Below are 23,636 nucleotides of genomic sequence, written 5' to 3'. Positions count from 1 at the left end.
GGAGAAAATTTGAATAAGCTATTTGTTACATTTTTTGGAAGTGGGCTTTTGCGACCTGCGCCTGGGACTTGGGGAAGCGTGGCAGGCTGGATTGTGGGACTTGTGATTTTGGCACTTGCGGGAGGAACGACGCTGTTTTTGTGCGCTGCTCTGGTTTTTGTAATCTCGCTAAAAATAATTGACGAATACGAAAAACAGGTCGGCTCGCACGATAATAGCGAAATCGTAATCGACGAGGTCGTGGGCGTGTGGATCGCTATGAGCATCGGTGCTAGCGTAGGCGAGGTGTATGGGATAGATTTTGCGCAAATTATTTCTGGTTTTGAAGCTAGCGGGCTTTCGTGGCTTGCGATGATTTTATCCCTTGTGCTATTTAGGGTTTTTGATATATGGAAGCCATCTATCATAGGGCGCGCCGATCGCGATATCAAGGGCGGTCTGGGCGTGATGAGCGATGATATGCTAGCTGGATTTTTCGCTGGGCTTGGGGTTTTGATTATTTTTTCGTTGATGATTAAATTTGGACTTGGAGGGCTGATTTTTTAATCAGCCTCTTATTTTCCAATAGGATAGTTCATATTTTGTAATTTTTTAAATGTTTGCAATGCATGGAATTTTTTACAACGCTCATTTTTCCTATTTGTAGGAGTTAGGGTCAAATAATACCCTCTAACACCACCGTCATGAACCGTAATATCAGCGCAAAATACCATACTCTTTTTTGATTTTACACCAACTCCAAATGGTATTGGTTTGTTTAATTCAACTGTCGAATTCAACATATCGTCACTAAATTGACGCACGCTAGTCATATTGCTAAGCAATCTCAATCTACCTTGTGCTTGATAATCAGATCGCATATCCTTAAATGTGCGATCTAAATCACTAACCGCTGCCGCAGCTATCGGTCCATCTGTTAGTCCAGTGATTTTTGGCCACACAACCTTAACGCCGAAAAAAATCACAACTATGATTAAAATCAGACTACCTAGTCCGCTACCGCCTGCTCCGCCTTTGCTCATCTTTTCACTCCTTCATCGATGTTTTTTGAAATAGCCTCTATTTTGCTAGAAAACATATAATTTTCATAACTCTTTTGAATATATGCCTTCAAAAGCTCGCCCACATCTACATGCAAACCATCTTTTGCGATCTCGCGCCAGTCCCGCTCAAAGCTGAGCGCAAACTCATCTTCTAAGCTAATAGAATACTCTTTACTCAAAGATTTGCTTGTAAATTTAACTGAAATTTCTCTCATTTTTAGTTGTCAAATTCATCTTTTGCAAAAATTTCATCTAGTTTTTTGCTAAGCTCCTCGTCGCTTAGTTTGCGATACTCGGCGTCCTCTTCTAGCGTGCCAAGCTGCATACTAATCGCCTCATTTTGTGCCTTGATACTAACTAGCTCTGCGCGCAATCTCGCGTTTTCTTCCCTAGCCTCGCTGTATCTTCTGATAAGCTCCTCGACCTTTTGACCCAAACTCTCGACTTTTTTTTCTTCGTCAAAGATTGATTCCATATTTGTCCTTTTTTAGATATAATTTAAAGTTTTTATTCTAACCAAATTTAGCTTTAAAATAAAGGAAAAATTTGCAAAATTTTAAAATATCATCAAAATTTACCCCAAGCGACGATCAAAAAAACGCGATAGAAAAAATCGTGCAAGGCATTAAAAACGGCGAAAAATATCAAACACTGCTCGGTGTTACTGGAAGCGGAAAAACCTTTACTATGGCAAATATCATCGCAAATTTGCAAATTCCAACTCTCATAATGACACACAACAAATCCCTTGCAGCGCAACTTTATAGCGAATTTAAGGGCTTTTTCCCGCAAAATCATGTCGAGTATTTTATCAGCTATTATGATTATTATCAGCCAGAAGCCTACATTCCACGCCAAGACCTTTTTATCGAAAAAGATAGCTCCATAAATGACGAGTTAGAAAGGCTAAGGCTTTCAGCGACGGCCAGTTTGCTTAGTTTTGACGATGTCATTACGATAGCTTCGGTTTCGGCAAACTACGGCTTGGGCGACCCTGCCGAATACAAAGGCATGGTGCTTCATTTAGAACTAGGGCAAAGTTTTTCTAGCAAATTTTTACTTCGCAAACTCGTCGATATGGGTTACAAACGCAACGACAATTTTTTTGATCGTGGCGATTTCCGCGCTAACGGCGATACGATCGACATTTATCCTGCTTATTTTAACGACGAAGCCATAAGGCTAGAATTTTTTGGCGACGAACTTGAAGCGATGTATCATTTCGATGTTTTGGAAAATAAAAAAACAAAAAGTGTGGCTAAATTTATCCTTTATCCCACAAGTCAGTTTATCGTCGGCGAAAACCGCCTAAAAACGGCGATTAAAGGCATTGAAGAAGAGCTTGGTGAGAGATTAAAATTTTTTGAAAATGAAAATAAACTCGTCGAAGCCCAGCGCCTAAAACAGCGTGTCGAATTTGACCTTGAAATGATGAGTGCAACGGGCATTTGCAAAGGAATCGAAAATTATGCGAGATATTTAACCGGACAAAACGCCGGAGAGACGCCGTATTCGCTGTTTGATTACTACGAAAGCAAGGGGCAAGACTACCTAGTCATCGTCGATGAAAGCCATGTTTCTTTGCCGCAGTTTCGCGGTATGTTCGCAGGCGATCGAAGTCGCAAAGAAACGCTCGTAGAATACGGCTTTCGCTTGCCTAGTGCGCTTGATAACCGACCTTTGATGTTTGATGAATTTATCGCTAAAAAGGGCAAATTTTTATTTGTTTCAGCCACTCCAAACGAATATGAGATAAATTTAAGCGGCGGCAAGGTTGTGGAGCAAATTTTGCGTCCGACGGGGCTTTTAGACCCAGAAATTCTCATAAAAGATAGCGACAATCAAGTCGAAATCCTGCACGACATGGCAAAAAAGGTTATCGCTAGGAACGAGCGAATTTTGGTAACCGTGCTAACAAAAAAAATGGCAGAAGAGCTTAGTAAATACTACCTTGAACTCGGTATCAAGGTCAAATATATGCACTCAGACATCGACGCAATAGAGCGAAATGAGCTAATCAGGGGGCTCAGATCAGGCGAATTTGATATGCTAATCGGCATAAATTTGCTCCGTGAGGGGCTAGATTTGCCCGAAGTTAGTTTGATTGCGATTTTTGACGCCGACAAAGAGGGCTTTTTGCGCTCGGAAACTAGCCTTATTCAGACTATGGGACGAGCTGCTAGGAATATAAACGGGCAGGTTGTGATGTTTTGCAAAAAAATCACCCGCTCAATGCAAAGCGCTATCGATATAACCACAGCTAGACGCAAATTCCAAGATGAGTATAACAAAACTCACGGCATAACGCCACACTCGGCAACCAGAAACATAGAAGAAAGCCTAAAAATTGATGATGGGGCTGAAATTTTAACCAAAGCGAAAAAACTAGAAAAAATGCCGGCCGCTGAACGAGCCAAAATCATAAAAGAGCTAAGAAAGCAAATGCTAGAAGCCGCTGCTGCGCTGGAATTCGAAAAAGCCGCTGCGTTAAGAGATGAAATAGCAAAAATGAAAAAACTCTAAATTTGGATAAAATTTGAGACCATAAAATAAACTCTGACAAATCCAAATTTAAAGCCCATAATTCTCAAACAAAAGTGATTTGTCAGAGTTAGATTGATAGTCTCCATTTTTGGTGGGCAAGGATGCCCGCCCTACGATACTAGCGGTAAAAACGGCTTTGAAGCATTAAGTGAATTTGATACAAACAATGACGGAATAATAGATAGCAATGATGAAAAATTTGCAAATTTAAATTTACTAGTTGCTTGAATGTATAAATTTAAATTCAAATAATCAAATTTGAGTTTAAATTTGTGAATTCGAATAAATTCAGTATTTTTAAATACTGACCGAATTTGAATTTGCAAAAAAAACACAAAGGAATTATATGGATATTTTAATTGTTAATTTAATTGTGGCATTTGCTTGTGCGTTGTGTATAAAATACATCGCGAATTCACAGATAAACAAATTTGCGAAATTCTTTGCTTTGCTAATTTTCTTTGTTTTTGTTTTTTTTGGATTTTTTGTGTTTGTGTTTTTTCTGACTTTCTTATTTTTAGCATTAATCAAGAAAAAATACAGAGTTAAAATTCACAAAATAATAGACGAAAAAATAACTTATGAAAAAGTAGAAATTTCAAAAAATGATAAATTCTTATTTGCAAGTAAAGCCCGTTTTTTTGCTACTTTAATGGTTTTATTTTTCACTTGCGAATTTGTATTTGACGGGTTTAAGATACTTAAATTTGAATACGAGTGCAACATTAAAAAGGATTTTAAGATTGAAATCGTAAGTGATGATTATGAGATAAAAGAGAGTGATTATCATAGATGAGGAAACGCATTGCCTTTTAATTATGATAGCAATATAAGCATTGAAAGAATATATGGTAAATTAGATAGTTCAGGCGGATTATATCATAGACAAAATGTATTTTACAATAATAATTTAATTGCAAAAATATATGAATATTTTATGCCATATAATTATTTTATAGCAAAAATGTTATCTGTCGAGACAGAACAAACTGGCGAATTATGTGGTTATAGCAACGATGAAATTTTAAAAATTTTAGAAAAAAATTTAATAAACAAAAATTTTAATGAAAAAGACAAAAGATGAGTATTGTAGAGTGGGCATCATTGCTCACCAAAAAAACACTCAATTTAAATAAAACTTCTTTGCTTTGCAAAGCTTTACTCATAATGACACAAAACCAATCGTAAATTTAATCTCGTAAATCGCCACGACAGCATTGCTACCTCGCACTGACAATAGCAAGCATCGAGGCAGTGTTTTTAGCTTGCGAAATGCAATAATAAATACAAGAGTAAGGATTTTCCTTGAATTGCTTCGGCGTTGCACGCCTCGCAATGGCAAATTTTGCGCCACTGCGAGAATTTGCAAATTTAAACCAAAACTAAAATTTAAAATTTTAATTTCTAAAACTATGAATCGGCGCAGGTATTTGCCCACCTCTGGCGATAAATTCAGCCGACGAGGCCGAATTTACACTCATCACTGGCGCAGAGCCTAGCAATCCGCCAAACTCAATCATATCGCCCTTTTGGCCTAGCGGGATAATGCGCACGGCGGTCGTTTTTTGGTTTATCACGCCGATTGCGGCTTCATCGGCTATCATCGCTGAAATCGTAGCTGCGGGCGTGTCGGACGGAATCGCAATCATATCGAGCCCCACGGAGCAGATCGCAGTCATCGCCTCTAATTTTTCCAGATTTAGCGCGCCAGCCTTGACTGCCTCTATCATGCCCTCGTCCTCAGAAACCGGTATAAACGCCCCTGATAGGCCTCCGACTTGGTTGCACGCCATGACGCCACCTTTTTTGACCGCGTCGTTTAAAAGCGCAAGCGCAGCCGTCGTGCCGTGCGCACCCACACGCTCCAAGCCCATTTCTTCGAGCACTCTCGCCACAGAATCCCCCACAGCAGGCGTCGGCGCGAGCGATAAATCCACAATGCCAAATTTCACGCCCAGCCTCTCGCTAGCCATTGAGCCCACAAGCTGGCCTATGCGGGTGATTTTAAAGGCGGTTTTTTTGACGGTTTCAGCGAGTATATCAAAGCTCTGCCCGCGCACCTTTTCTAAGGCGCGTTTGACCACGCCGGGACCCGATACACCGACATTTATGACGACATCAGCCTCGCCTACTCCGTGAAATGCACCCGCCATAAAGGGATTGTCTTCGACGGCGTTTGCGAAAACCACGAGCTTAGCGCAGCCAAATTTGCTTAAATTTGCAGTTTGTTTGATGATTTCGCCCATATCGCGCACAGCAGACATGTTTATGCCGGTTTTGGTCGAGCCTACATTTACACTAGCGCAGACGCGCTCGCTCTCAGCTAGGGCGCGCGGGATTGAGCGGATTAGGATTTCATCGCCCTTTTGGTAGCCTTTTTGCACAAGAGCGCTAAATCCGCCGATGAAATTCACCCCCACAGCGTGCGCTGCCTCGTCTAGCGTGCGCGCAAAAATCGTGTAATCATCTAAATCCGTGGCCGCACCGATAAGCGAAATCGGCGTTACGCAGATGCGTTTATTGACGATTGGGATACCAAGTTCGGCTGAAATTTCATCGCCAACAGCGACTAAATTTTTGGCTTTTTTTGTGATTTTGGCGTAAATTTTCTCGCAGGCTTTTTCGGGGTTTGCGTCGATACAATCAAGAAGCGAAATACCCATTGTAATGGTGCGGATATCGAAATTTTGCTCCTCGATCATCGAGATTGTTTCGGTTACTTGCTTGATATTCATTTTCGCGCCTTAGATATTGTGCATGGCGTCAAAAATCGCCGAACTTTGGATATTGATTTTGACATTTAGGCTAGCTCCGAACTCTTCAAGCTCGCTGCGAAGGGCCGTGAAGTCCTTTTTATCATCGCTGCTGACCACAGCCATCATTGTGAAAAACTCGTCCAAAACGGTTTGCGTGATATCGTCGATATTAAGCCCAAGTGCGGCTAGCTTGGTGGCTACGCCAGCTACGATGCCGACCTTGTCCTTGCCGACTACTGTTACGATTGCTTTCATGTGCGTCCTTGTAAAATGTGAAATTTAAAGGGGATTATATCAAATTTGGGGGAAATTTGGAATTTTGAAATTCCAAATTTTAGCTTGCGCCCTCACGGAATAAAACTGCTTTTATAGTTTTTAAAATAATTACAAAATCGGTATAAAGTGTCCAGTTTTTAACATACCAAATGTCCATTTTTGCTCTAATTTTAAAATCAGTATCGCCTCTACCCATAACCTGTGCTAGTCCCGTAACACCAGGTTTTACATGGAGTAAAATTTTCATATCAGCTTGGCTTATTCCGCCGTTTTCTCGCTCTCCGACCACAAACGGGCGAGGACCTACGATACTCATATCGCCTTTTAGGACATTTATGAGTTGCGGAAGCTCATCAAGCGAAGTTTTACGCATAAAATTTCCGATTTTTGTAATGCGTGGATCGTTTTTGTATTTATGATATTTGTCGAAAAATTCGACTTCGTCTGGGTTTTTTTGCAAATAATCTCGCAAAATTTCATCGCCGTTTTCTCTCATAGAGCGAAATTTAAAGCAATTAAAAGGTCTGTTATTTCTGCCTGCTCGTGGTTGCGAAAATAAAATTTTTCCCTTTGGTTCTTCGATTTTCATTAAAACAAAAATCACAAAAAAAGCCACAACCAAAAATGGTAAAGCCAAAAGCACGACAATATAATCAACCAAACCCTTCATAAAATAATTTATCGGTTTTAAGAGCGAATTTTCTAGCAAAAATAAATTCGTGCGAGAGTTAAAAAGGCTGAAAATTTCCCCGCCAGCAAAATCATATCCTTGCAAAGCGGGAGTGAAAATCACCTCGCGATTTTTGATGACATTTTCTTCGACCAACCTGTTTAGCTCGTCAATACTCTTTAAATTTTTATTTGCAATAAAAACGGTCTCGTAGTCATCGCCACGGGTAAATTTATAGCCCAAATAGTGGTTTTTAAAGATTTCGCGGCGAAATTCTTTATCGCCGTTGATAACCCTAGCGTTTTTTTGCCAAATTCCAACGCGGTAAAGGTATTTTTTAAGAAAAAATTTGCACATCGGTATCAAAACCGCACACAAACCAAACGCCAAAAATATCACAAATCGCGAGTGCGAGACATTTTTGTTAATCGCAAGCAAGAAAAAAATCATCACCAGCGCAAACAGAGACGACGAAAAAATTATATAACTTTCATGCCAAAAATCATAGCGTTTGGTGTAAATTTTGCGATACGCTAATGTGCCGATAATCAAAACATATATAAAAAATGATCCAATATAGGTGCTGTAATGCTGCGGTGTATTGCCCGCAAAATCGAATTCTATGAGATTTCTCACGCTCACAGCGATGAAAAATGATATCAAAATGCACAAAACATCAGCCATTAAAAGTATAGCCATAGCATAAAATTTTTTCATAATTAAATTTTCCAAAAATAGATTTGCGACATTATAGCCAAATTTTAGTTTAATTTTGATAAAATCAAAATTTTTAAGATTTTGAAATGATTAAATTTTCGAAAAGAAAAAACGAAATTCAAAGCCCATTTTAGGGCAAAATTTTGAGTTTGAGGATAAAAATTTTGAAGACTGTAAAACGCGTTATAACTTATGGCACATTTGATATGCTTCATTACGGGCATATAAATTTGCTTCGTCGTGCAAAAGCACTTGGCGATTACCTTATCGTGGCACTTTCTACCGATGAGTTTAACTGGAATTCAAAGCAAAAAAAATGCTATTTTTCATACGAAAAACGCAAACATTTGCTTGAAGCGATTCGCTATGTGGATCTTGTGATCCCAGAAAATTCATGGGAGCAAAAAAAGGAAGATGTGCATTTATACCATGTCGATACTTTCGTCATCGGCGATGACTGGGAAGGCAAATTTGACTTTTTAAAAGACGAAGGCTGCGAAGTGGTCTATCTAAAACGAACGCCGGAGATTTCGACAACACAGATAAAAAAAGACTTAAAAGACAAGGAAACAAAATGAGCGAAAATTTAATGAATTCTGCGAATTCGCAAAACGATGAAATCGATATTTTCGAGTTACTAGGCAAAATTTGGAAAGGTAAATTTAGCATTGCTATGTTTGTATTAGCGTTTTTTGCTTTGGGCGTTTTATACACCATAATCGCCACGCCGTGGTATAGCGCAAAGGCTAGGATTTCGGTACCTTACTATAAAGATGCTTATGAAAAGGATGATCCAGAAATAAAATATTATTTAAATCATACAAATATTATTATGCAGGAATTTAAAGATAGTAGCACAGACGGTAATACTTATGTAAAAAATGTTTCGTATGCCAAAATTAATGGCAATATATTATGGGAATATTTTGATGTGGAAGTTTATGCTACAAGTGCCGAAGCTGCTACTGATTTTATAAAACAAGCAGTCGGCAAGATAGGTGAAAAATATAACAAACAAATGGATAAGATTATAAAAACAAAGAAAGATAGGTTAAATGATATAGATAATGCTATCGAAATGTTAAATAAAAATATACTTTTAATCGAAGATGATATTAAAAATATAGAAAATATTTCACTTGCTAAGATTAATGCTATGCTAGATGATAATAATACAAAGGCTGATTATGTGTCTTTGATGACCGCCAAAGATACAATTATAAATGTTACTTTACCAAATTTAAAAGACAAAGTTCAAAATATTGTTATTAATGAAATCCCAAATTTAAAAAACGATAAAGAGAGACTAAAATTAGAACTAGAACCTAGTAATTATAGTTATATCGAGATATCAAATTTGAGTATTTCAAAAAATCCAGTAAAGCCTAAAAAACTTTTAATCGTAGCAATCGCTACATTTTTAGGTGGTGTTTTGGGCGTGCTTTTAATTTTGCTAAAAATAACAATACAAAATATAAAGAATAGAATATAAAATAATGTTTGATTGGATTTATATTTTATTTTTTATTACCTTATCGCAATCTATATTATTTTTTATTTTATTTGGAAAAAATATACTTTCACCTAGTGTTATCGTAGCATTAATGTTTTCATTATCTGAGTTCATTGCTATACTTAACGACAACTGGGGACATCCAATAAGCGAACTAACTACATTTGTAATTATCAGCACGATTTTTACAATAGCTGTTGGCGAAGCCTTAGCATTAAGTTTAACGCCTAAGCGAAATATAAATGTTAATTACACACTATTATCCGATTTAAATATAAACAATAAGAAATTGTTTTTAGTAATATTACTTCAGTTTTTTATTTTAATCTATTATTACAATGCCCTAAAAGATATTGCTCCTTTTGGAGATAATATAATAGCCGAAGCGAGAAATGCGAGATTAAATGGGGAACTTCTTGATAAAAAGGCAACTTGGCTTAAAAATTTTAGTTATATTTTCGCATATATTTTTTCATTTGTATTTTTATATAAATATGTCTTTTTCAATAAAAAGCACCTATTGTTTATCATTCCTTCTATAATATATTTAGCAACTACGACACTTGAAGGCAACAGATTGGAATTAATTTTTATGATAACATTTTGGATAATTATAGGCAGTTGCTTTTATTTACAAAAAAACAATTGGAATTCGAAATGCAACATTAAGATTATTAAAAATGCTTTTTTTGTTTTTATAATATTTTTAGGTCTTTTTGTATTTTTAGGAAGTTTTAAATATGCCAACATTATGGATAATGCATTACATCATATTGGTTTTTATATAGGTATGTCAATACCATCGCTTGATGAGTATCTTATTGATGGTCGAATACCTAATGAATACTTTGGAGAGCACACTTTAATTAGCTTTTATATGTTTATTTCAAGGTTTTCTGGTGTTGTATACGATATGTCGCCACATTTGGATTTTGTATGTTTTAATGATACATGTGGCAATGTATATACTTTTATTGGGCGTTACCACCGAGATTTTGGCTATTTTGGAGTTTATTTTATAGTTTTTATAATTGGTTTCTTTTATAGAATATTTTTTGAATTTGTTAAAAATAAAAATGATTTTTCTATATTGTTATTTGCGCTGTTATATTCGCCTATGTTTAATGTTGCCATAGATGATGTATTCTTTTTTAAATTTGCTTCGATTGGATACTTAGTATTAATTTTTTTAATGTACATCTCATACAGAATTTTAATAACAAGGAAAACTCTATGAAATATATACTTATAGAAGGCGATGTCTCTGATAAATCAAAATATCACGCAGGAAGCAAAGCGCGAAATGATGCGTTCAAAATATTAAAAAATATAAATTTTGATAATTTGCCAGTAAATACCAAAATGCCAAAAATAAGAAAAAGCGTTTTTAAATCATTACAGTATTTTCAATATAAAAAAAATAGCCAGATTTTTGATAGCAAGCTAAAAGAAATAACTAATAATGATACTGTTTTTATACAATACCCATTAAATATCGCATGTATTGACTTGCATAAAATTTTTAAAAAATATAATCAAAAATTAAATATAGTTATTCTTGTTCATGATTTAGATTCGATAAGGTGTAGATTTGACAAGGATAGTAATTTTTTAAGAAAATTTAGGGTTTCTGTAACAGATAAAAATTTGTTACGATCAGCTACTTATATAATTTCGCATAATGCAAAAATGACAAAAGAGCTTATAAATTTAGGAGTAGATGAGAAGAAAATAATAAATTTGGAAATTTTTGACTATCTATACGATGGGGCGTTAGCAAAAGTAGGAAAAAATTCGGGTATTATCATAGCAGGAAATTTAGAGCCTAAAAAGGCAGGATATTTATCGGAGTTAAAAAATCTAAAAAATGTAAATTTTAATCTTTATGGTTCAAATTTTGATGATAAATGTTTGGGTGAAAATATATCATACAAGGGGAAATTCTTGCCTGATGAACTAATACCAAATTTAGAAGGATCTTTTGGTTTGGTTTGGGACGGAAATGCCCTTGATAAATGCAATGGTGCATGGGGCGAATATTTAAAATTTAACAATCCACACAAAACTTCACTTTATTTGGCGGCTGGTTTGCCAGTAATCATTTGGAAAGAAGCGGCACTTAGTGAATTTATAGTTCAAAATAATCTAGGTATAGCTGTTGATAGTCTGTATGAGTTAGAAGATAGACTTAAAAATATAAGCAATGAAGAATACGCTAAAATGCTAAATAGCGTAAAAGTTTTTTCACACAAGATAAGAAATGGCGAATTCTTAAAAAATGCATTAGCAAAGATAGTTAAGGACTAGAATTTATGCAAAAATCTTTGGTAAAAAATTATATTTATAATCTTTCTTATGAGATTTTAGTAATTTTATTACCGCTTATAACTATTCCGTATTTAGCTAGGGTTTTAGGAGCTGAGAATTTAGGAATTTATAGTTTTACACTATCGATTTCGACATATTTTATACTTTTTGGTTCGCTTGGTATCGCGCTATATGGCAAAAGAGAAATAGCCTTTGTTCAAAACGACAAGGAAGCATATACAAAACTTTTTTGGGAGCTTTTGATTTTAAGATTTTTATCTATGATTGTTTCCATTGTTATTTTTTACATTTTATTTGTATATAAAATCAACGAATATTCTATTTACTATAAAATATTGTTGTTGGAAATGTTTGCGGCGATTATCGATATTAGCTGGTTTTTTCAAGGCTTGGAAGAATTTAAAAAAGTTGTCATACGAAATACAATAGTAAAGCTAATAAGTGTTACGTGTATATTTATATTTGTAAAATCTAGCGATGATTTAAGTATTTATTTTTTTATATATGTTTTTGGCATAATTTTCGGAAATTTGACATTGTGGTTATATCTGCCTAAATTTTTAAACAAATGTAAATTTGTAAATTTGGATATAAAAAAACATATCAAACCAACCATAGCGCTATTTATACCACAGATCGCTATTCAGGTTTATACTGTGCTTGATAAAACTATGATTGGTGTCATTATAGACGATAAATCAGAAGTCGGTTTTTATGATCAGGCTCAAAGAATTGTAAAAATTTTACTCACTATTATCACGGCACTTGGAGCTGTTATGCTTCCAAGAATTGCTTCTTTTTTCGCAGGCGGCGAAACAGATAAGATAAAAGAATATTTAGAAAAATCTTTTTCCCTTGTATTTTTGTTATCTATTCCTATGATATTTGGTATTTTTATTATCGCTGATGATTTTGTGCCGATATTTTTCGGTAATGGTTTTGAGAGAGTAGCTATACTAATGTCTCTTATGTCTCCTATACTTTTGCTTATAGGTCTAAGTAATGTCATAGGTATGCAGTATCTTTTGCCGACAAAAAGACAAAAAGAATTTACTATTTCTATTTTAGTAGGTGCGACGATAAATTTTTTAATAAATTTACTTTTGATACCAACTTATGGCGCACTTGGTGCGGCTGTTGGAACGCTAGTAGCAGAATTTTGCGTAACTTTTACTCAATTTTATTTTGTTAGAAAAGATTTTGAAATTATGAAAATTTTTAAGAATACAAGAAATTATATTTTTGCGGGGTTAGTTATGTTTATTTTTTGTATTTTTATAGATTTCACAAACGATAAAATTATATCAATTCTTTTAAAAACATTTAGTGGCTGTATGATATATATTGCAATTTTACTAATTTTTAAAGATAAATTTTGCACAGCAATCATTAATAAATTTCATATAATATTTCGAGAGGTATAAAACAATGCAATATCAAATAGCAATAATAATAACCGACATTACTAAAACTGCAGGAACAGAGAGAGCTGTCGTAAATCTTTCCAATATTCTTTCGTTAAATTTAGAACACAAAGTCCTTATAATTAGTGTCGATACTAAACAAGGAGAAGTTGCATATACAATCAATAAAAATGTTGAAATATTACACTTGGGTCTAAATATATCTGGCTCAAAATATTTTAACAAAATTTGTCAATATACATTACTTCTAAAAGAACTAAAAAAAATAAAATATGAAAAAAAAATCGATATTTTTATAGGCACTTATTCATTATATAATGCTCTTATTTCTCTTATTCCAAATGTAAAAACAATTGGTTGCGAACATTTCAATTATGGAAGTGCTTCTATTTTCCATAAAATCATCCGACGATTATACTATCCTAAGCTAAGCGCAACAGTCGTTCTTACCAAACACGATAGCATTCATTATAAATTTTTAAAGCGTTGTTTTATAATACCAAATAGTCTTCCATTTTCACCTATTGTTAAAGAATCGTATAAAGAAAAAATAGTTCTTTCTGTAGGAAGATACACAAAACAAAAAGGATTTGATTTACTACTACAAGCTATTTCTCAAATTATAGACAAATTTCCTGATTGGCAATTCCAAATAGTAGGTGATGGAGAAGATAAACAAAAATTAGAAAGTATTATTTGTGAAAATAATTTACAAAACCATGTAAAACTTATTCCGCCACAAAAGGATATTATATCTTTTTATAAAAATGCAAGTATTTATTGTATGAGTTCTCGCTGGGAAGGAATACCTTTGGTTCTTATGGAATCACAGGCATGTTCATTACCTGCTGTTAGCTTTGATTGTCCCGAAGGACCGTCGGAAGTAATAACTAATGGTATAAATGGGTTTCTCTGTAAAGCAGAAAATCCATGTGACTTAGCACAAAAATTAGCATTACTAATGAACGATATTTCTCTTAGGGAAAAAATGGGGAAGAAAGCATATAATTTCTCGTTCAGATTTATGCAAAATAATATTTCAAAAAAGTGGAATGAAGTTATAAAGGAAATATATGCAAACTAATATTTTACTATCAATAATTATTCCAGCATATAATGTTGAGAAGTATATCTCGCTAACCTTAAAAATGTTGATTGAACAAGGTTTAGAAGATTGTGAGGTAATAGTTATTGATGATGGTTCGCAAGATAATACATTAGATATAGCAACAAAAATAGCCAACAAGAATACTTATATAAAAATAATTCACCAAAATAATATGGGAGTGTCTGTTGCTAGAAATATTGGCATACATAACTCAAAAGGTAGATATATATATTTTATGGATTCAGATGACACTTTAATGCTTGGAACGCTTTCTTTTTATAAGGAAATTTTAAAAAAGCAACCAGGTCATAATATGTATGGATTTGGCTACAAATGCATATATCCAAATAAAAAAGAAACCTATTATTTATATCCAGACTTTGACAACAAAACCATAACAAATATATTGTTAGCACAAAATTTTTTATCAAAGAAATTTTGTGCTAATATATGCAGTTGCATATATGAGCGTGATTTTTTAATAAATAATAAAATAGAATTTACAAAAGGACTCGCTATCGGCGAGGACATTGAATTTCTTCTTAAAACATTTGTCTCTGCAAAAGATATGGTTTATTATTCTAGAATAGGTTTTGTATATATGATAAGAGAGGATTCTGCAATGGAAGGCTATAAAGTATTCTCAGAAAAACACTGGCGCTCTTACCAAATAAGACGAGATTTATGCTTATCTGATAAATATCAAACAGCAGAACTTAAAAAATTTTCTAATTTTTTTATTAAAAATGAATATTTATCGCATTTAATTAGATATTTAAAATCATCTTGCCTTTCGAAAGATATATCACAAAAATTTATAGAAGATAAAAAATATTTGTATAAGTCATCAGCACAAGGTGCAAGCAAAAATTCAATAGCAATCTTAATTGCAAAATTATTACCAATAAAACTAATTTTAAAAATAAAAAAAGGAGTTTAACAATGCAATATTACGATATTTTATTTGTAGGTGCAGGGCTTTTTAACGCAACCATAGTTAGTAAAGCAGTTAAAAAAGGCAAAAAATGCCTTGTCATAGATAAGCGAAATCATATCGCAGGAAATATCTATACAGAGGAAACTCACGGCATAAATGTCCATAAATATGGAGCTCACATTTTTCACACGGACGAAAAAGAAATTTGGAATTTCGTGCAGGAATTTGCAGAATTTAACAACTACATAAATTCGCCGATTGCGAATTTTAACGGCAAACTTTATAACCTGCCATTTAATATGAATACTTTTCATCAAATTTGGAGCGATGTTATTACGCCAAGTGAAGCTAAAAATCGCATAGAAAGCCAAGCAAAAGCAATGAAGATGGCTTTAAATGAAAATGAGCCAAAAAATTTAGAAGAACAAGCCATTTCGCTCATCGGCAAGGACATTTACGAAATTTTGATAAAAGGCTACACACAAAAGCAATGGGGGCGAAAATGCACCGAGCTACCGGCTTCTATCATCAAACGCCTTCCTGTGCGATTTACTTTTGATAACAACTACTTTAATGACCGCTATCAGGGCATTCCGATAGGTGGTTATACGAAAATGGTCGAAAAAATGTTTGAAGGGGCTGAAATTAGATTAAATACCGACTTTTTTGACGAAAAAGATAGCCTATTAAATTTGGCTGATAAAGTTGTATTTACAGGCATGATAGACGAATTTTTTGATTATAAATTCGGTGAATTGGAGTATAGAAGCCTGAAATTTGAAAGCGAAGTTTTGGAGTGCGAAAACTATCAAGGCAATGCAGTTGTGAATTACACTGATGATAAAACGCCATTTACACGCATAATCGAGCATAAGCATTTTGAATTCGGCACTGGGCCAAAAACAATCATCACGCGCGAATATCCAAAAACATGGAGCAGGGGCGATGAGCCATATTATGCTGTAAATGACACTAAAAATAGCGCATTGTATCAAAAATACAAAGCCCTAGCCGATACTCAAAACAAAGTGATTTTCGGTGGCAGACTTGGTATGTATAGATACTTCGATATGGACGATACGATAATGGCTGCACTAAAAGTAGCTGATGAGATTTTGTAAAGGATAAAAATGCAAGAAAATTTAGTTTCTATAATTACCCCGTGCTATAACGGAAGCAAATATATAGGCGAAACGATAAAATCGGTCTTGGCTCAAACATACAAAGAGTGGGAGATGATAATAGTCGATGATGGTTCAAAGGATAATTCGGTCGAGATTATCGAAGAATTTGCACAAAAAGATAATAGGATTAAGCTAATCAAACAGCCAAATGGCGGTTCAGCAAACGCTAGAAATAATGGCATACGAAATGCCGAAGGTAGATATATAGCACTTTTGGATGCCGATGATTTATGGGATAATAATTTTTTAGAAGAACAACTTAAATTTATGAAGGAAAAAAATGTAGTTTTGGTCTATGGCTCATACAGACGCATAGATGAAAATTCAAATGAAATCCTAAGACCATTAATCGCAAGAGAAAAATCAACTCTAAAAGATATGCAAAGAATGTGCTATATAGGCTGTTTAACTGGGCTTTACGATAGTAAAAAATTCGGGAAAGTCTATCTAAAAGAAGAGCTAAAAAGCATAAGAGATGATTATGCGTATTGGCTCGATATTATGCAATTTGAAAAAGTTGCTTATGGAAATCAAAAAGTCTTGGCAAGTTATAGGGTTTTGGTAAATTCCGTAACTGGCAAAAAAGCAAAACTAATAAAAGCACAATATAATTTTTATCGCAATTATTTAAAATTAGGATTTTTTAGAAGTGTTTATAATACTATTTATTGGGGTTGTAGCGGAATTTTTAAATTTTTTGGTGTATTGGGTAAGGTTTTGAAATGAAAAAAAGAATTTTGTATCTTGATATTTTAAATATAATCGCTATTATAGCCGTAATAGCGCTTCATTGCAATGGAATTGTTCATATATATCACACGCAAAGTTCTTGGGCTCAAAGTTTAGTCGTCGAAACCGTATTTTATTTTGCAGTTCCACTATTTTTAATGATTAGCGGTGCGAATTTATTAGGTTATATACAAAAATATGACACAAAGACCTTTTTCAAAAAGCGTTTTACGAAAGTTCTATATCCTGCTATATTTTGGATATGTATAGCGTTTGTTTATAGAATTTTTATACTCAAAACGATATCATTAGAAAATGTTGGTATTGTCGAATTTATCAACATGATTTTTGTAAATAAAGAAATGCCGATATACTATTTCATTTGGTGGATACTAGGTGTTTATTTGACTATACCTGTTTTAACACACTTGACTACTGATACCAAATATCGATCTGTTTTATGGTATGCAGTTGGAATATTTTTTATTTTTAACGCTTTGATTCCAAATTTATTCCAATTAATTGGCATCAATTGGAATAATTTAATTCAATTTCAAATAGGAGGGATAGTTATATATCCGATACTCGGCTATCTTCTTGCTATATCAAATATAAGAAAAAAACTAAGATACATTATTTATGCTTTGGGTATATTTGCAATTATTTATAGATATTCTTTTACATATTTTCAATCAAAGGAAGCGGGAGAATTAATAAAAATAACTTGGGGATATTTTCAGTTTCATGTATTTTTCTTGACTTCTGCAATTTTTCTCTTTGTTAAAAATATAAATTTTGAAAAATTGCAAAATAATTCAAGAATAACTAAAATACTAGCAAATATTGCAAATTGCAGTTTTGGCGTATATTTATGCCACATGATAATCGTAGATTGTGAAGTATATATTTGTGACATTGATCAATATTCATTACAGTGGCGAACAATAGGGATAATAACAACTTATGTTATTTCATTAGCGATAGTGTATTTGCTAAAACAAATACCTTTCATAAGAAGAGTAGTGGCTTAAATTTTGGTATTTTAGGTAAAATGATTAAATAGATACTTAAACAAATTATCGAGTGTATTAATAAAATTTCTATAAATTTTAATGAAATCGAAAATGTTTATAAAAACTTTGCAAAATTTAGGGATTGGTTTGTGAATTTAAAATTTCAAATAACCAAAATCCAAACTATGCAGTATTAATATCTTACTTTTAACTGCTATAATAAACAGCTTGAATAAAAATTTTAGGAGCCACATGAAAGGTATAATTTTAGCCGGTGGGAGCGGGACAAGGCTATATCCGATAACTAGAAGCATTAGCAAACAGCTTTTACCGATTTATGATAAGCCGATGATTTATTATCCGCTTTCTGTTTTGATGCTTGCTCATATTCGCGATATTTTGGTGATTTCAACTCCGCAAGACATTGGCAAATTTAAAGAACTTTTAGGCGACGGAAGCGACTGGGGGCTAAATTTGAGCTACGCAGTCCAGCCAAGCCCAGACGGTCTTGCACAAGCTTTTATAATCGGCGAAGAATTTATCGGCAAAGATAGAGTTTGCTTGGTTTTGGGGGATAATATTTTTTACGGACAAGGTTTTAGTGATTTGCTAAAAAATGCCACAAATAGAGAAGGTGCTACGATTTTTGGTTATCATGTAAAAGATCCAGAGCGCTTTGGGGTAATTGAATTTGACGAAAACAAGCAAGTTTTAAGCGTAGAAGAAAAACCACAAAATCCAAAGTCAAATTTCGCTGCAACCGGGCTTTATTTTTATGATAATGATGTCGTAAAAATCGCTAAAAATGTCAAGCCTAGCGATCGTGGCGAGTTAGAAATCACTAGCATTAATCAAGAATATTTAAAACGCGGAAAACTCAGCGTCGAATTGCTTGGTCGTGGTTTTGCATGGCTAGATACAGGCACTCATGAGACACTTTTACAAGCAAGTGCGTTTGTGCAAACCATACAAAATAACCAAGCCACGCAAGTAGCTTGTCTCGAAGAAATCGCCTATGCAAACGGCTGGATAGATAAAGAAAAAATTTTAAATATCGCAAAATCGCTTTCTAAAAATGAGTATGGCAGATATTTAAAAAATTTGGTGGGCGAAAAATGAAAAATATCTTAGTAACGGGTTGTGCCGGATTTATCGGCTCAAATTTTGTGCCGTATTTTTTGGAAAAATATGATAATTATAAAATCGTAAATTTGGATTTGCTAACTTATGCCGGAAATTTAGAAAATCTGCGTGAATGCGAGAACAATCCAAGATATAAATTTATAAAAGGCGATATTTGCGATAGAAATCTTATTGATGAGCTTTTTAGCGAGTTTAAATTTAGTGGCGTTATCCATTTTGCCGCCGAAAGCCATGTGGATAATTCTATAAAAAATCCAAGCGTTTTTGTCAAAACAAATGTGCTTGGCACACATACGCTAATTGACGCGGCTAAAAAGTGTTGGCTAGACGAGCCGTTTAAATATAAAGACGAATTTAGGGGTGCTAGATTTCACCATATTTCAACCGATGAAGTTTATGGGAGTTTGGGCGAGAGCGGGTATTTTAGCGAGACTACGCCATACGCTCCAAATTCGCCGTATTCTGCTTCAAAAGCGGGTTCTGATATGATAGTTAGAAGTTATCATCACACTTTTGGGCTCGATACGATTATTACAAATTGTTCGAATAATTATGGTTTTAAGCAACACGACGAAAAGCTAATCCCGACTATAATCCGCAATGCTCTTAGCGGTAATAAAATTCCGATTTATGGCGATGGCAAAAATATAAGAGATTGGCTTTTTGTGCTTGATCACTGCAAAGGAATTGATTTAGCTTTTCATAAAGGCAAAGGCGGGGAAACTTATAATATCGGTGGCAGAAACGAGCGAACAAATTTGCAAATCGCACATAAAATTTGCGAAATTTTAGATGAAATTTGCCCAAAAAGCGTTAGCTACAAAGAGCAAATCGCTTTTGTAAAAGATAGAGCAGGGCACGATAGACGCTATGCGATTGACGCTAGTAAAATCGAAGGGGAGCTTGGCTGGAAGGCTGATGAAACCTTTGATAGCGGTATAATCAAAACCGCAGAATGGTATGTAAAAAAATATGCTAAGTAGTTGTAAAATTTTAGAATTTAAAGAATTTGGCGATGAGCGGGGCTTTTTGGTAGCACTTGAAGCAAATAAAAATGTGCCGTTTGATATAAAAAGAGTTTATTATATTTATGGTAATAAAAACGGCGTAGATCGCGGATTTCACGCTCATAAAAATTTAAAACAAATCGCCGTTTGTGTAAGTGGCGCTTGCACATTTATTTTAGATGACGGCAAAGAAAAAAAAAAATTTAGGCTAGATAAGCCAAATTTAGGACTTTTTATTGATAATTTTATTTGGAGAGAGATGAAAGATTTTAGCGAAAATTGCGTAATTATGGTGCTAGCGAGCGAACACTATGATGAGAGCGATTATATAAGAGATTATGATGAGTTTTTAAAGGTCGTGTGATGATACACCAAAGTAGTGAAGTCCAAAGCGAAAATATCGGCGAAAATACAAATATTTGGCAATTTTGCGTAGTTTTAAAAGGCGCAAAAATCGGCAAAAATTGCAACATAAATTTCAATGTCTTTGTGGAAAACGATGTGCAAATCGGCGATAATGTGACGATTAAAAGCGGTGTTCAAATTTGGGATGGCGTGAGAATTGAAAATGACGCTTTTATAGGTCCAAATGTTACTTTTACAAATGATTTTTTGCCACGAAGCAAACAATATAAAGAATTTGCAAAAACAACCATACAAAAAGGCGCAAGTATCGGTGCAAATTCGACTATAATTTGTGGTGTAAATATCGGAGAATACGCTATGGTAGGTGCCGGAAGCGTGGTAACTAAAAATATCGGCAAACAAGAGCTTTGGTATGGAAATCCGGCTTGTTTTAAAGGATATGTCTGCAAATGTGGGCAAAAATGCGATGAAAGTTTAGTTTGTAAAGATTGTAAAAAGGAAGAAAAATGATACCATTTTTGGATTTAAAGGCGATAAATTCGCAGTATAAAAATGAGCTTTTAAAGGCTTGCGAGCGAGTTATCGATAGTGGTTGGTATATTCACGGAAGTGAGTGCGAAGCGTTTGAAGATGAATTTGCCAAATTTTGCGGAAGCAAATTTTGCGTTGGCGTAGCAAACGGACTAGATGCGCTAAATTTGATTTTTAGAGCCTATAAAGAGCTGGGCGTGATGAGCGAAAATGATGAGGTCATAGTCCCTGCAAATACCTATATAGCGTCAATTTTAGCGATTTCTATGAATAATTTAAAGCCTGTTTTAGTCGAGCCAAATTTAAACTCATATTTGCTCGACGCAGATAAAATCGAAGAAAAAATCACGCCAAAAACAAAGGCGATTTTGCCTGTGCATTTATATGGACAAACTTGCGAAATGGATAAAATTTTAGGCATTGCAAAAAAATATAATCTAAAAGTCGTCGAAGACTCAGCTCAGTCGCACGGAGCATATTTTGGCGAGAAACGAAGCGGAAATTTAGGCGATGCAAGTGGTTTTAGCTTTTATCCGGGTAAAAATTTAGGCGCACTTGGAGATGGCGGAGCAGTTACGACAAGCGATGAAGAGTTGGCTTCGTGTATAAGAGCTCTTGCAAATTACGGAAGCCACAAAAAGTATGAGAATTTATACCAAGGCATAAATTCTCGCCTTGATGAAATCCAAGCTGCTATGCTTAGAGTGAAGCTTAGATATTTGGACGCTGAAATTTCGGCTCGTAGGGAAGTGGCGGATTTTTATTTAAACAATATAAAAAATGAAAATTTAATCTTGCCGTTTGAGTTTGGCACAAATGCAAAAGAGATAAAAAGCCATGTTTGGCATATTTTCGCCGTTCGCTCTAAAAATCGCGATGAGCTACAAAAATATTTGGCAAAACACGAAATTCAGACTTTGATTCATTATCCAATCCCGCCACATAAGCAAATGGCTTACAAAGAGTGGAATAAGCAAAGCTATCCGATAAGTGAGCAAATTCACGCTGAAATTTTAAGTTTGCCGATGAGCGGTGTGCTTGAAAAAGAGCAAATTCAAAAGGTCGTGGAAGTTTTGAATTCGGTGGATTTATAATGAAATTTAATAAAATCATAAAAAAAGTTTTATTAATTGATTTTTTTCGAAAACAAAAACAACTCAAAATTGCAAATAAAACACAAAAACACCATGAAAATATTATTTTAAAATTACAAAATTCGAAAAAAATCAGATTTGCTTCGTATGTCGTTTTTGACAGCACTTTTGGTGCAAAAAAACTTTATGAGCTGATGAAAAACGATGATAAATTTGACGCTAAAATTGTCATCGTGCCAGATACTGCAAGGGGCGAAGAAAATCTAAAAAAATGCTACAACGCCACAAAAGAGTTTTTTATAAAAAACTATGGCAAAGAAATGGTTTTAGATGGCTGGGACGAAAAAACGGGCAAATTTTTAGATCATAGCGATAAATTCGACATAATTTATTTTGCAAATCCTTATGACGCTATGGTACATGAATTTCATAAAATTCGCTACATCTGCACAAAAAATATTTTACCAATTTATATAAATTACGCATTTTCGCATTTTAAATATGGTGAGCAATATATTTTTTCTCTGCCAGAAATGAGCCTTTGTTGGCGCATATTTTTGGATAACGAATTTGAATTCAAAGATTTTAAAAAAGTTGCACTCTTAAAAGGCAAAAACGCGAAAGTGACAGGATATGCTAAAATGGATAGTTTTATCCCTAAAAAAATAGAAAATCATAAAAAAACTATTCTCATTGCGCCACACCACACGATTAAAAATAATGCTCTAAAACTTTCGAATTTTTTGGAATATTATGATTTTATTTTAACCTTGCCACAAAAATTTCCAAATGTTCGTTTTATCTTTCGTCCGCACCCGCTTTTATTTACAAATTTACTAAATCAAGGCTTTTGGAGCAAAAAACAAATTGATGAGTATTTAGAAAAAATAAAAAGCGTTATGGAATTTTCTAGTGGCGGAGATTATTTGGATATTTTTAACGAAGCTGATGGCATAATACACGATTGTGGTTCGTTTATTTCAGAGTGGCTTTATAGTGGCAAAAAAGGCTGCTTTGTCTCATTTGATAATCTCGTTTTTAACCAACTTAACGAATACGGTAAAATCGCACTTGATTATTATTTTATTGCTAAAAATACAAACGATATTATTTTGTATATAAATGATATTCTTAGCAACAATAATGAAATTTTAAATTTTCAAAATTTAAAAAGTGAAGTTATGATAAATTACCCATTTGCTTCGCAAAAGATTATTGATGAAATTAAAACAACTCTAAATTTGGAATAAAAT

The 23,636-nt window shown here is 34.1% G+C and carries 27 protein-coding genes; 21 read left to right on the top strand and 6 right to left on the bottom strand.

The window, feature by feature from the left end; all coding sequences use genetic code 11:
* Window positions 1-9 precede the first annotated feature (9 nt).
* On the top strand, window positions 10-546 hold the full coding sequence (locus OFN98_RS00225) for a phosphatidylglycerophosphatase A family protein (RefSeq protein ID WP_270874153.1): 537 nt from the start codon (window positions 10-12) through the stop codon (window positions 544-546).
* Window positions 547-554: 8 nt separating this feature from the next.
* Here the strand turns inward: OFN98_RS00225 and OFN98_RS00220 are convergent, their stop codons facing one another.
* From OFN98_RS00220 to OFN98_RS00210, 3 genes are read right to left on the bottom strand one after another with little or no spacing between them, the layout of a single operon-like run.
* Window positions 555-1,022, bottom strand: a complete 468-nt coding sequence (locus OFN98_RS00220; protein WP_270869143.1) for a hypothetical protein — start codon at window positions 1,020-1,022, stop codon at window positions 555-557.
* Window positions 1,019-1,222, bottom strand: coding sequence for a hypothetical protein (locus OFN98_RS00215; protein WP_270874154.1), 204 nt, complete (start codon window positions 1,220-1,222; stop codon window positions 1,019-1,021). Before OFN98_RS00215 ends, OFN98_RS00220 begins: the two co-directional genes overlap by 4 nt.
* Window positions 1,223-1,260: 38 nt before the next feature.
* A complete protein-coding gene (locus tag OFN98_RS00210) occupies window positions 1,261-1,518 on the bottom strand; it encodes a hypothetical protein (RefSeq protein WP_270858296.1) in 258 nt (85 codons plus the stop codon).
* Between the two features lie 71 nt (window positions 1,519-1,589).
* Here OFN98_RS00210 and uvrB point away from each other — a divergent pair, with 71 nt between their 5' ends.
* The 4 genes from uvrB (at window position 1,590) to OFN98_RS00190 (ending at window position 4,671) form a co-directional block, all read left to right on the top strand.
* Window positions 1,590-3,566, top strand: a complete 1,977-nt coding sequence (gene uvrB / locus OFN98_RS00205; RefSeq protein ID WP_270874155.1) for an excinuclease ABC subunit UvrB — start codon at window positions 1,590-1,592, stop codon at window positions 3,564-3,566.
* Between the two features lie 93 nt (window positions 3,567-3,659).
* Window positions 3,660-3,815 carry a hypothetical protein gene (locus OFN98_RS00200; protein WP_270873464.1) on the top strand — a complete coding sequence of 52 codons (156 nt, stop codon included), beginning with the start codon at window positions 3,660-3,662 and terminating at the stop codon, window positions 3,813-3,815.
* Between the two features lie 118 nt (window positions 3,816-3,933).
* Window positions 3,934-4,383 carry a hypothetical protein gene (locus OFN98_RS00195; RefSeq protein WP_270874156.1) on the top strand — a complete coding sequence of 150 codons (450 nt, stop codon included), beginning with the start codon at window positions 3,934-3,936 and terminating at the stop codon, window positions 4,381-4,383.
* A 9-nt stretch (window positions 4,384-4,392) separates the two neighbouring features.
* Window positions 4,393-4,671, top strand: a complete 279-nt coding sequence (locus OFN98_RS00190) for a hypothetical protein (RefSeq protein WP_270874157.1) — start codon at window positions 4,393-4,395, stop codon at window positions 4,669-4,671.
* Window positions 4,672-4,984: 313 nt separating this feature from the next.
* On the opposite strand, the gene OFN98_RS00185 is transcribed toward OFN98_RS00190, so the two are convergent.
* The 3 genes from OFN98_RS00185 to OFN98_RS00175 form a co-directional block, all read right to left on the bottom strand.
* Window positions 4,985-6,322 (bottom strand): PFL family protein, encoded by a 1,338-nt coding sequence (locus OFN98_RS00185; RefSeq protein ID WP_270874158.1) that lies wholly within the window; start codon window positions 6,320-6,322, stop codon window positions 4,985-4,987.
* Between the two features lie 9 nt (window positions 6,323-6,331).
* Window positions 6,332-6,598 (bottom strand): ACT domain-containing protein, encoded by a 267-nt coding sequence (locus tag OFN98_RS00180; RefSeq protein WP_270858301.1) that lies wholly within the window; start codon window positions 6,596-6,598, stop codon window positions 6,332-6,334.
* A 79-nt stretch (window positions 6,599-6,677) separates the two neighbouring features.
* Window positions 6,678-8,006: a sugar transferase gene (locus tag OFN98_RS00175; protein ID WP_270874159.1), complete on the bottom strand. Its 1,329-nt coding sequence runs from the start codon at window positions 8,004-8,006 to the stop codon at window positions 6,678-6,680.
* A gap of 164 nt (window positions 8,007-8,170) precedes the next feature.
* On the opposite strand from OFN98_RS00175, the gene tagD reads away from it, so the two are divergent.
* The 16 genes from tagD to OFN98_RS00095 all read left to right on the top strand — a co-directional run bounded on the left by tagD (window position 8,171) and on the right by OFN98_RS00095 (window position 23,633).
* Window positions 8,171-8,584: a glycerol-3-phosphate cytidylyltransferase gene (tagD, locus tag OFN98_RS00170; RefSeq protein ID WP_270869147.1), complete on the top strand. Its 414-nt coding sequence runs from the start codon at window positions 8,171-8,173 to the stop codon at window positions 8,582-8,584.
* On the top strand, window positions 8,581-9,498 hold the full coding sequence (locus OFN98_RS00165; RefSeq protein ID WP_270874160.1) for a Wzz/FepE/Etk N-terminal domain-containing protein: 918 nt from the start codon (window positions 8,581-8,583) through the stop codon (window positions 9,496-9,498). The genes tagD and OFN98_RS00165 overlap by 4 nt, the downstream gene beginning before the upstream one ends.
* Window positions 9,499-9,502: 4 nt before the next feature.
* Entirely contained in the window at window positions 9,503-10,756 is a 1,254-nt protein-coding gene (locus OFN98_RS00160) for an O-antigen polymerase (RefSeq protein ID WP_270874161.1), read from the top strand.
* Complete coding sequence (locus tag OFN98_RS00155; protein WP_270874162.1) at window positions 10,753-11,826, top strand: hypothetical protein; 1,074 nt, start codon at window positions 10,753-10,755, stop codon at window positions 11,824-11,826. Before OFN98_RS00160 ends, OFN98_RS00155 begins: the two co-directional genes overlap by 4 nt.
* Before the next feature lie 5 nt (window positions 11,827-11,831).
* On the top strand, window positions 11,832-13,271 hold the full coding sequence (locus OFN98_RS00150) for a flippase (protein ID WP_270874163.1): 1,440 nt from the start codon (window positions 11,832-11,834) through the stop codon (window positions 13,269-13,271).
* Between the two features lie 4 nt (window positions 13,272-13,275).
* Window positions 13,276-14,355 (top strand): glycosyltransferase family 4 protein, encoded by a 1,080-nt coding sequence (locus tag OFN98_RS00145; RefSeq protein ID WP_270874164.1) that lies wholly within the window; start codon window positions 13,276-13,278, stop codon window positions 14,353-14,355.
* Window positions 14,345-15,319, top strand: coding sequence for a glycosyltransferase family 2 protein (locus OFN98_RS00140; RefSeq protein WP_270874165.1), 975 nt, complete (start codon window positions 14,345-14,347; stop codon window positions 15,317-15,319). The genes OFN98_RS00145 and OFN98_RS00140 overlap by 11 nt, the downstream gene beginning before the upstream one ends.
* Before the next feature lie 2 nt (window positions 15,320-15,321).
* Window positions 15,322-16,437 carry a UDP-galactopyranose mutase gene (gene glf / locus OFN98_RS00135; RefSeq protein ID WP_270874166.1) on the top strand — a complete coding sequence of 372 codons (1,116 nt, stop codon included), beginning with the start codon at window positions 15,322-15,324 and terminating at the stop codon, window positions 16,435-16,437.
* Window positions 16,438-16,446: 9 nt separating this feature from the next.
* Window positions 16,447-17,226: a glycosyltransferase family 2 protein gene (locus OFN98_RS00130; protein WP_270874167.1), complete on the top strand. Its 780-nt coding sequence runs from the start codon at window positions 16,447-16,449 to the stop codon at window positions 17,224-17,226.
* Window positions 17,223-18,260, top strand: a complete 1,038-nt coding sequence (locus OFN98_RS00125) for an acyltransferase (RefSeq protein WP_270874168.1) — start codon at window positions 17,223-17,225, stop codon at window positions 18,258-18,260. The genes OFN98_RS00130 and OFN98_RS00125 overlap by 4 nt, the downstream gene beginning before the upstream one ends.
* A 234-nt stretch (window positions 18,261-18,494) precedes the next feature.
* Entirely contained in the window at window positions 18,495-19,361 is an 867-nt protein-coding gene (gene rfbA / locus OFN98_RS00120) for a glucose-1-phosphate thymidylyltransferase RfbA (protein WP_270874169.1), read from the top strand.
* On the top strand, window positions 19,358-20,368 hold the full coding sequence (gene rfbB, locus OFN98_RS00115) for a dTDP-glucose 4,6-dehydratase (RefSeq protein WP_270874170.1): 1,011 nt from the start codon (window positions 19,358-19,360) through the stop codon (window positions 20,366-20,368). Before rfbA ends, rfbB begins: the two co-directional genes overlap by 4 nt.
* Complete coding sequence (locus tag OFN98_RS00110) at window positions 20,358-20,756, top strand: sugar 3,4-ketoisomerase (RefSeq protein WP_270874171.1); 399 nt, start codon at window positions 20,358-20,360, stop codon at window positions 20,754-20,756. The genes rfbB and OFN98_RS00110 overlap by 11 nt, the downstream gene beginning before the upstream one ends.
* Window positions 20,756-21,268 (top strand): acyltransferase, encoded by a 513-nt coding sequence (locus tag OFN98_RS00105; protein ID WP_270872402.1) that lies wholly within the window; start codon window positions 20,756-20,758, stop codon window positions 21,266-21,268. Before OFN98_RS00110 ends, OFN98_RS00105 begins: the two co-directional genes overlap by 1 nt.
* Window positions 21,265-22,383, top strand: coding sequence for a DegT/DnrJ/EryC1/StrS family aminotransferase (locus OFN98_RS00100; RefSeq protein ID WP_270874172.1), 1,119 nt, complete (start codon window positions 21,265-21,267; stop codon window positions 22,381-22,383). Before OFN98_RS00105 ends, OFN98_RS00100 begins: the two co-directional genes overlap by 4 nt.
* Window positions 22,383-23,633, top strand: a complete 1,251-nt coding sequence (locus OFN98_RS00095) for a hypothetical protein (RefSeq protein ID WP_270874173.1) — start codon at window positions 22,383-22,385, stop codon at window positions 23,631-23,633. Before OFN98_RS00100 ends, OFN98_RS00095 begins: the two co-directional genes overlap by 1 nt.
* Window positions 23,634-23,636 lie beyond the last annotated feature (3 nt).

This window comes from Campylobacter sp. JMF_15 NE4, from assembly GCF_027737645.1.
GTDB lineage: Bacteria > Campylobacterota > Campylobacteria > Campylobacterales > Campylobacteraceae > Campylobacter_B.
The sequence above is the reverse complement of the archived record's forward strand: the minus strand, read 5'-3'. Positions and strand labels throughout refer to the sequence as shown.

Coding starts and splice junctions, on each gene's coding strand:
- OFN98_RS00220 (WP_270869143.1), bottom strand. CDS start 1,022: ATGAGCAAAGGCGGAGCAGGCGGTAGCGGACTAGGTAGTCTGATTTTA.
- OFN98_RS00210 (WP_270858296.1), bottom strand. CDS start 1,518: ATGGAATCAATCTTTGACGAAGAAAAAAAAGTCGAGAGTTTGGGTCAA.
- OFN98_RS00195 (WP_270874156.1), top strand. CDS start 3,934: ATGGATATTTTAATTGTTAATTTAATTGTGGCATTTGCTTGTGCGTTG.
- OFN98_RS00185 (WP_270874158.1), bottom strand. CDS start 6,322: ATGAATATCAAGCAAGTAACCGAAACAATCTCGATGATCGAGGAGCAA.
- OFN98_RS00180 (WP_270858301.1), bottom strand. CDS start 6,598: ATGAAAGCAATCGTAACAGTAGTCGGCAAGGACAAGGTCGGCATCGTA.
- OFN98_RS00175 (WP_270874159.1), bottom strand. CDS start 8,006: ATGAAAAAATTTTATGCTATGGCTATACTTTTAATGGCTGATGTTTTG.
- OFN98_RS00165 (WP_270874160.1), top strand. CDS start 8,581: ATGAGCGAAAATTTAATGAATTCTGCGAATTCGCAAAACGATGAAATC.
- OFN98_RS00160 (WP_270874161.1), top strand. CDS start 9,503: ATGTTTGATTGGATTTATATTTTATTTTTTATTACCTTATCGCAATCT.
- OFN98_RS00155 (WP_270874162.1), top strand. CDS start 10,753: ATGAAATATATACTTATAGAAGGCGATGTCTCTGATAAATCAAAATAT.
- OFN98_RS00150 (WP_270874163.1), top strand. CDS start 11,832: ATGCAAAAATCTTTGGTAAAAAATTATATTTATAATCTTTCTTATGAG.
- OFN98_RS00145 (WP_270874164.1), top strand. CDS start 13,276: ATGCAATATCAAATAGCAATAATAATAACCGACATTACTAAAACTGCA.
- OFN98_RS00140 (WP_270874165.1), top strand. CDS start 14,345: ATGCAAACTAATATTTTACTATCAATAATTATTCCAGCATATAATGTT.
- glf (WP_270874166.1), top strand. CDS start 15,322: ATGCAATATTACGATATTTTATTTGTAGGTGCAGGGCTTTTTAACGCA.
- OFN98_RS00130 (WP_270874167.1), top strand. CDS start 16,447: ATGCAAGAAAATTTAGTTTCTATAATTACCCCGTGCTATAACGGAAGC.
- OFN98_RS00125 (WP_270874168.1), top strand. CDS start 17,223: ATGAAAAAAAGAATTTTGTATCTTGATATTTTAAATATAATCGCTATT.
- rfbA (WP_270874169.1), top strand. CDS start 18,495: ATGAAAGGTATAATTTTAGCCGGTGGGAGCGGGACAAGGCTATATCCG.
- rfbB (WP_270874170.1), top strand. CDS start 19,358: ATGAAAAATATCTTAGTAACGGGTTGTGCCGGATTTATCGGCTCAAAT.
- OFN98_RS00110 (WP_270874171.1), top strand. CDS start 20,358: ATGCTAAGTAGTTGTAAAATTTTAGAATTTAAAGAATTTGGCGATGAG.
- OFN98_RS00105 (WP_270872402.1), top strand. CDS start 20,756: ATGATACACCAAAGTAGTGAAGTCCAAAGCGAAAATATCGGCGAAAAT.
- OFN98_RS00100 (WP_270874172.1), top strand. CDS start 21,265: ATGATACCATTTTTGGATTTAAAGGCGATAAATTCGCAGTATAAAAAT.
- OFN98_RS00095 (WP_270874173.1), top strand. CDS start 22,383: ATGAAATTTAATAAAATCATAAAAAAAGTTTTATTAATTGATTTTTTT.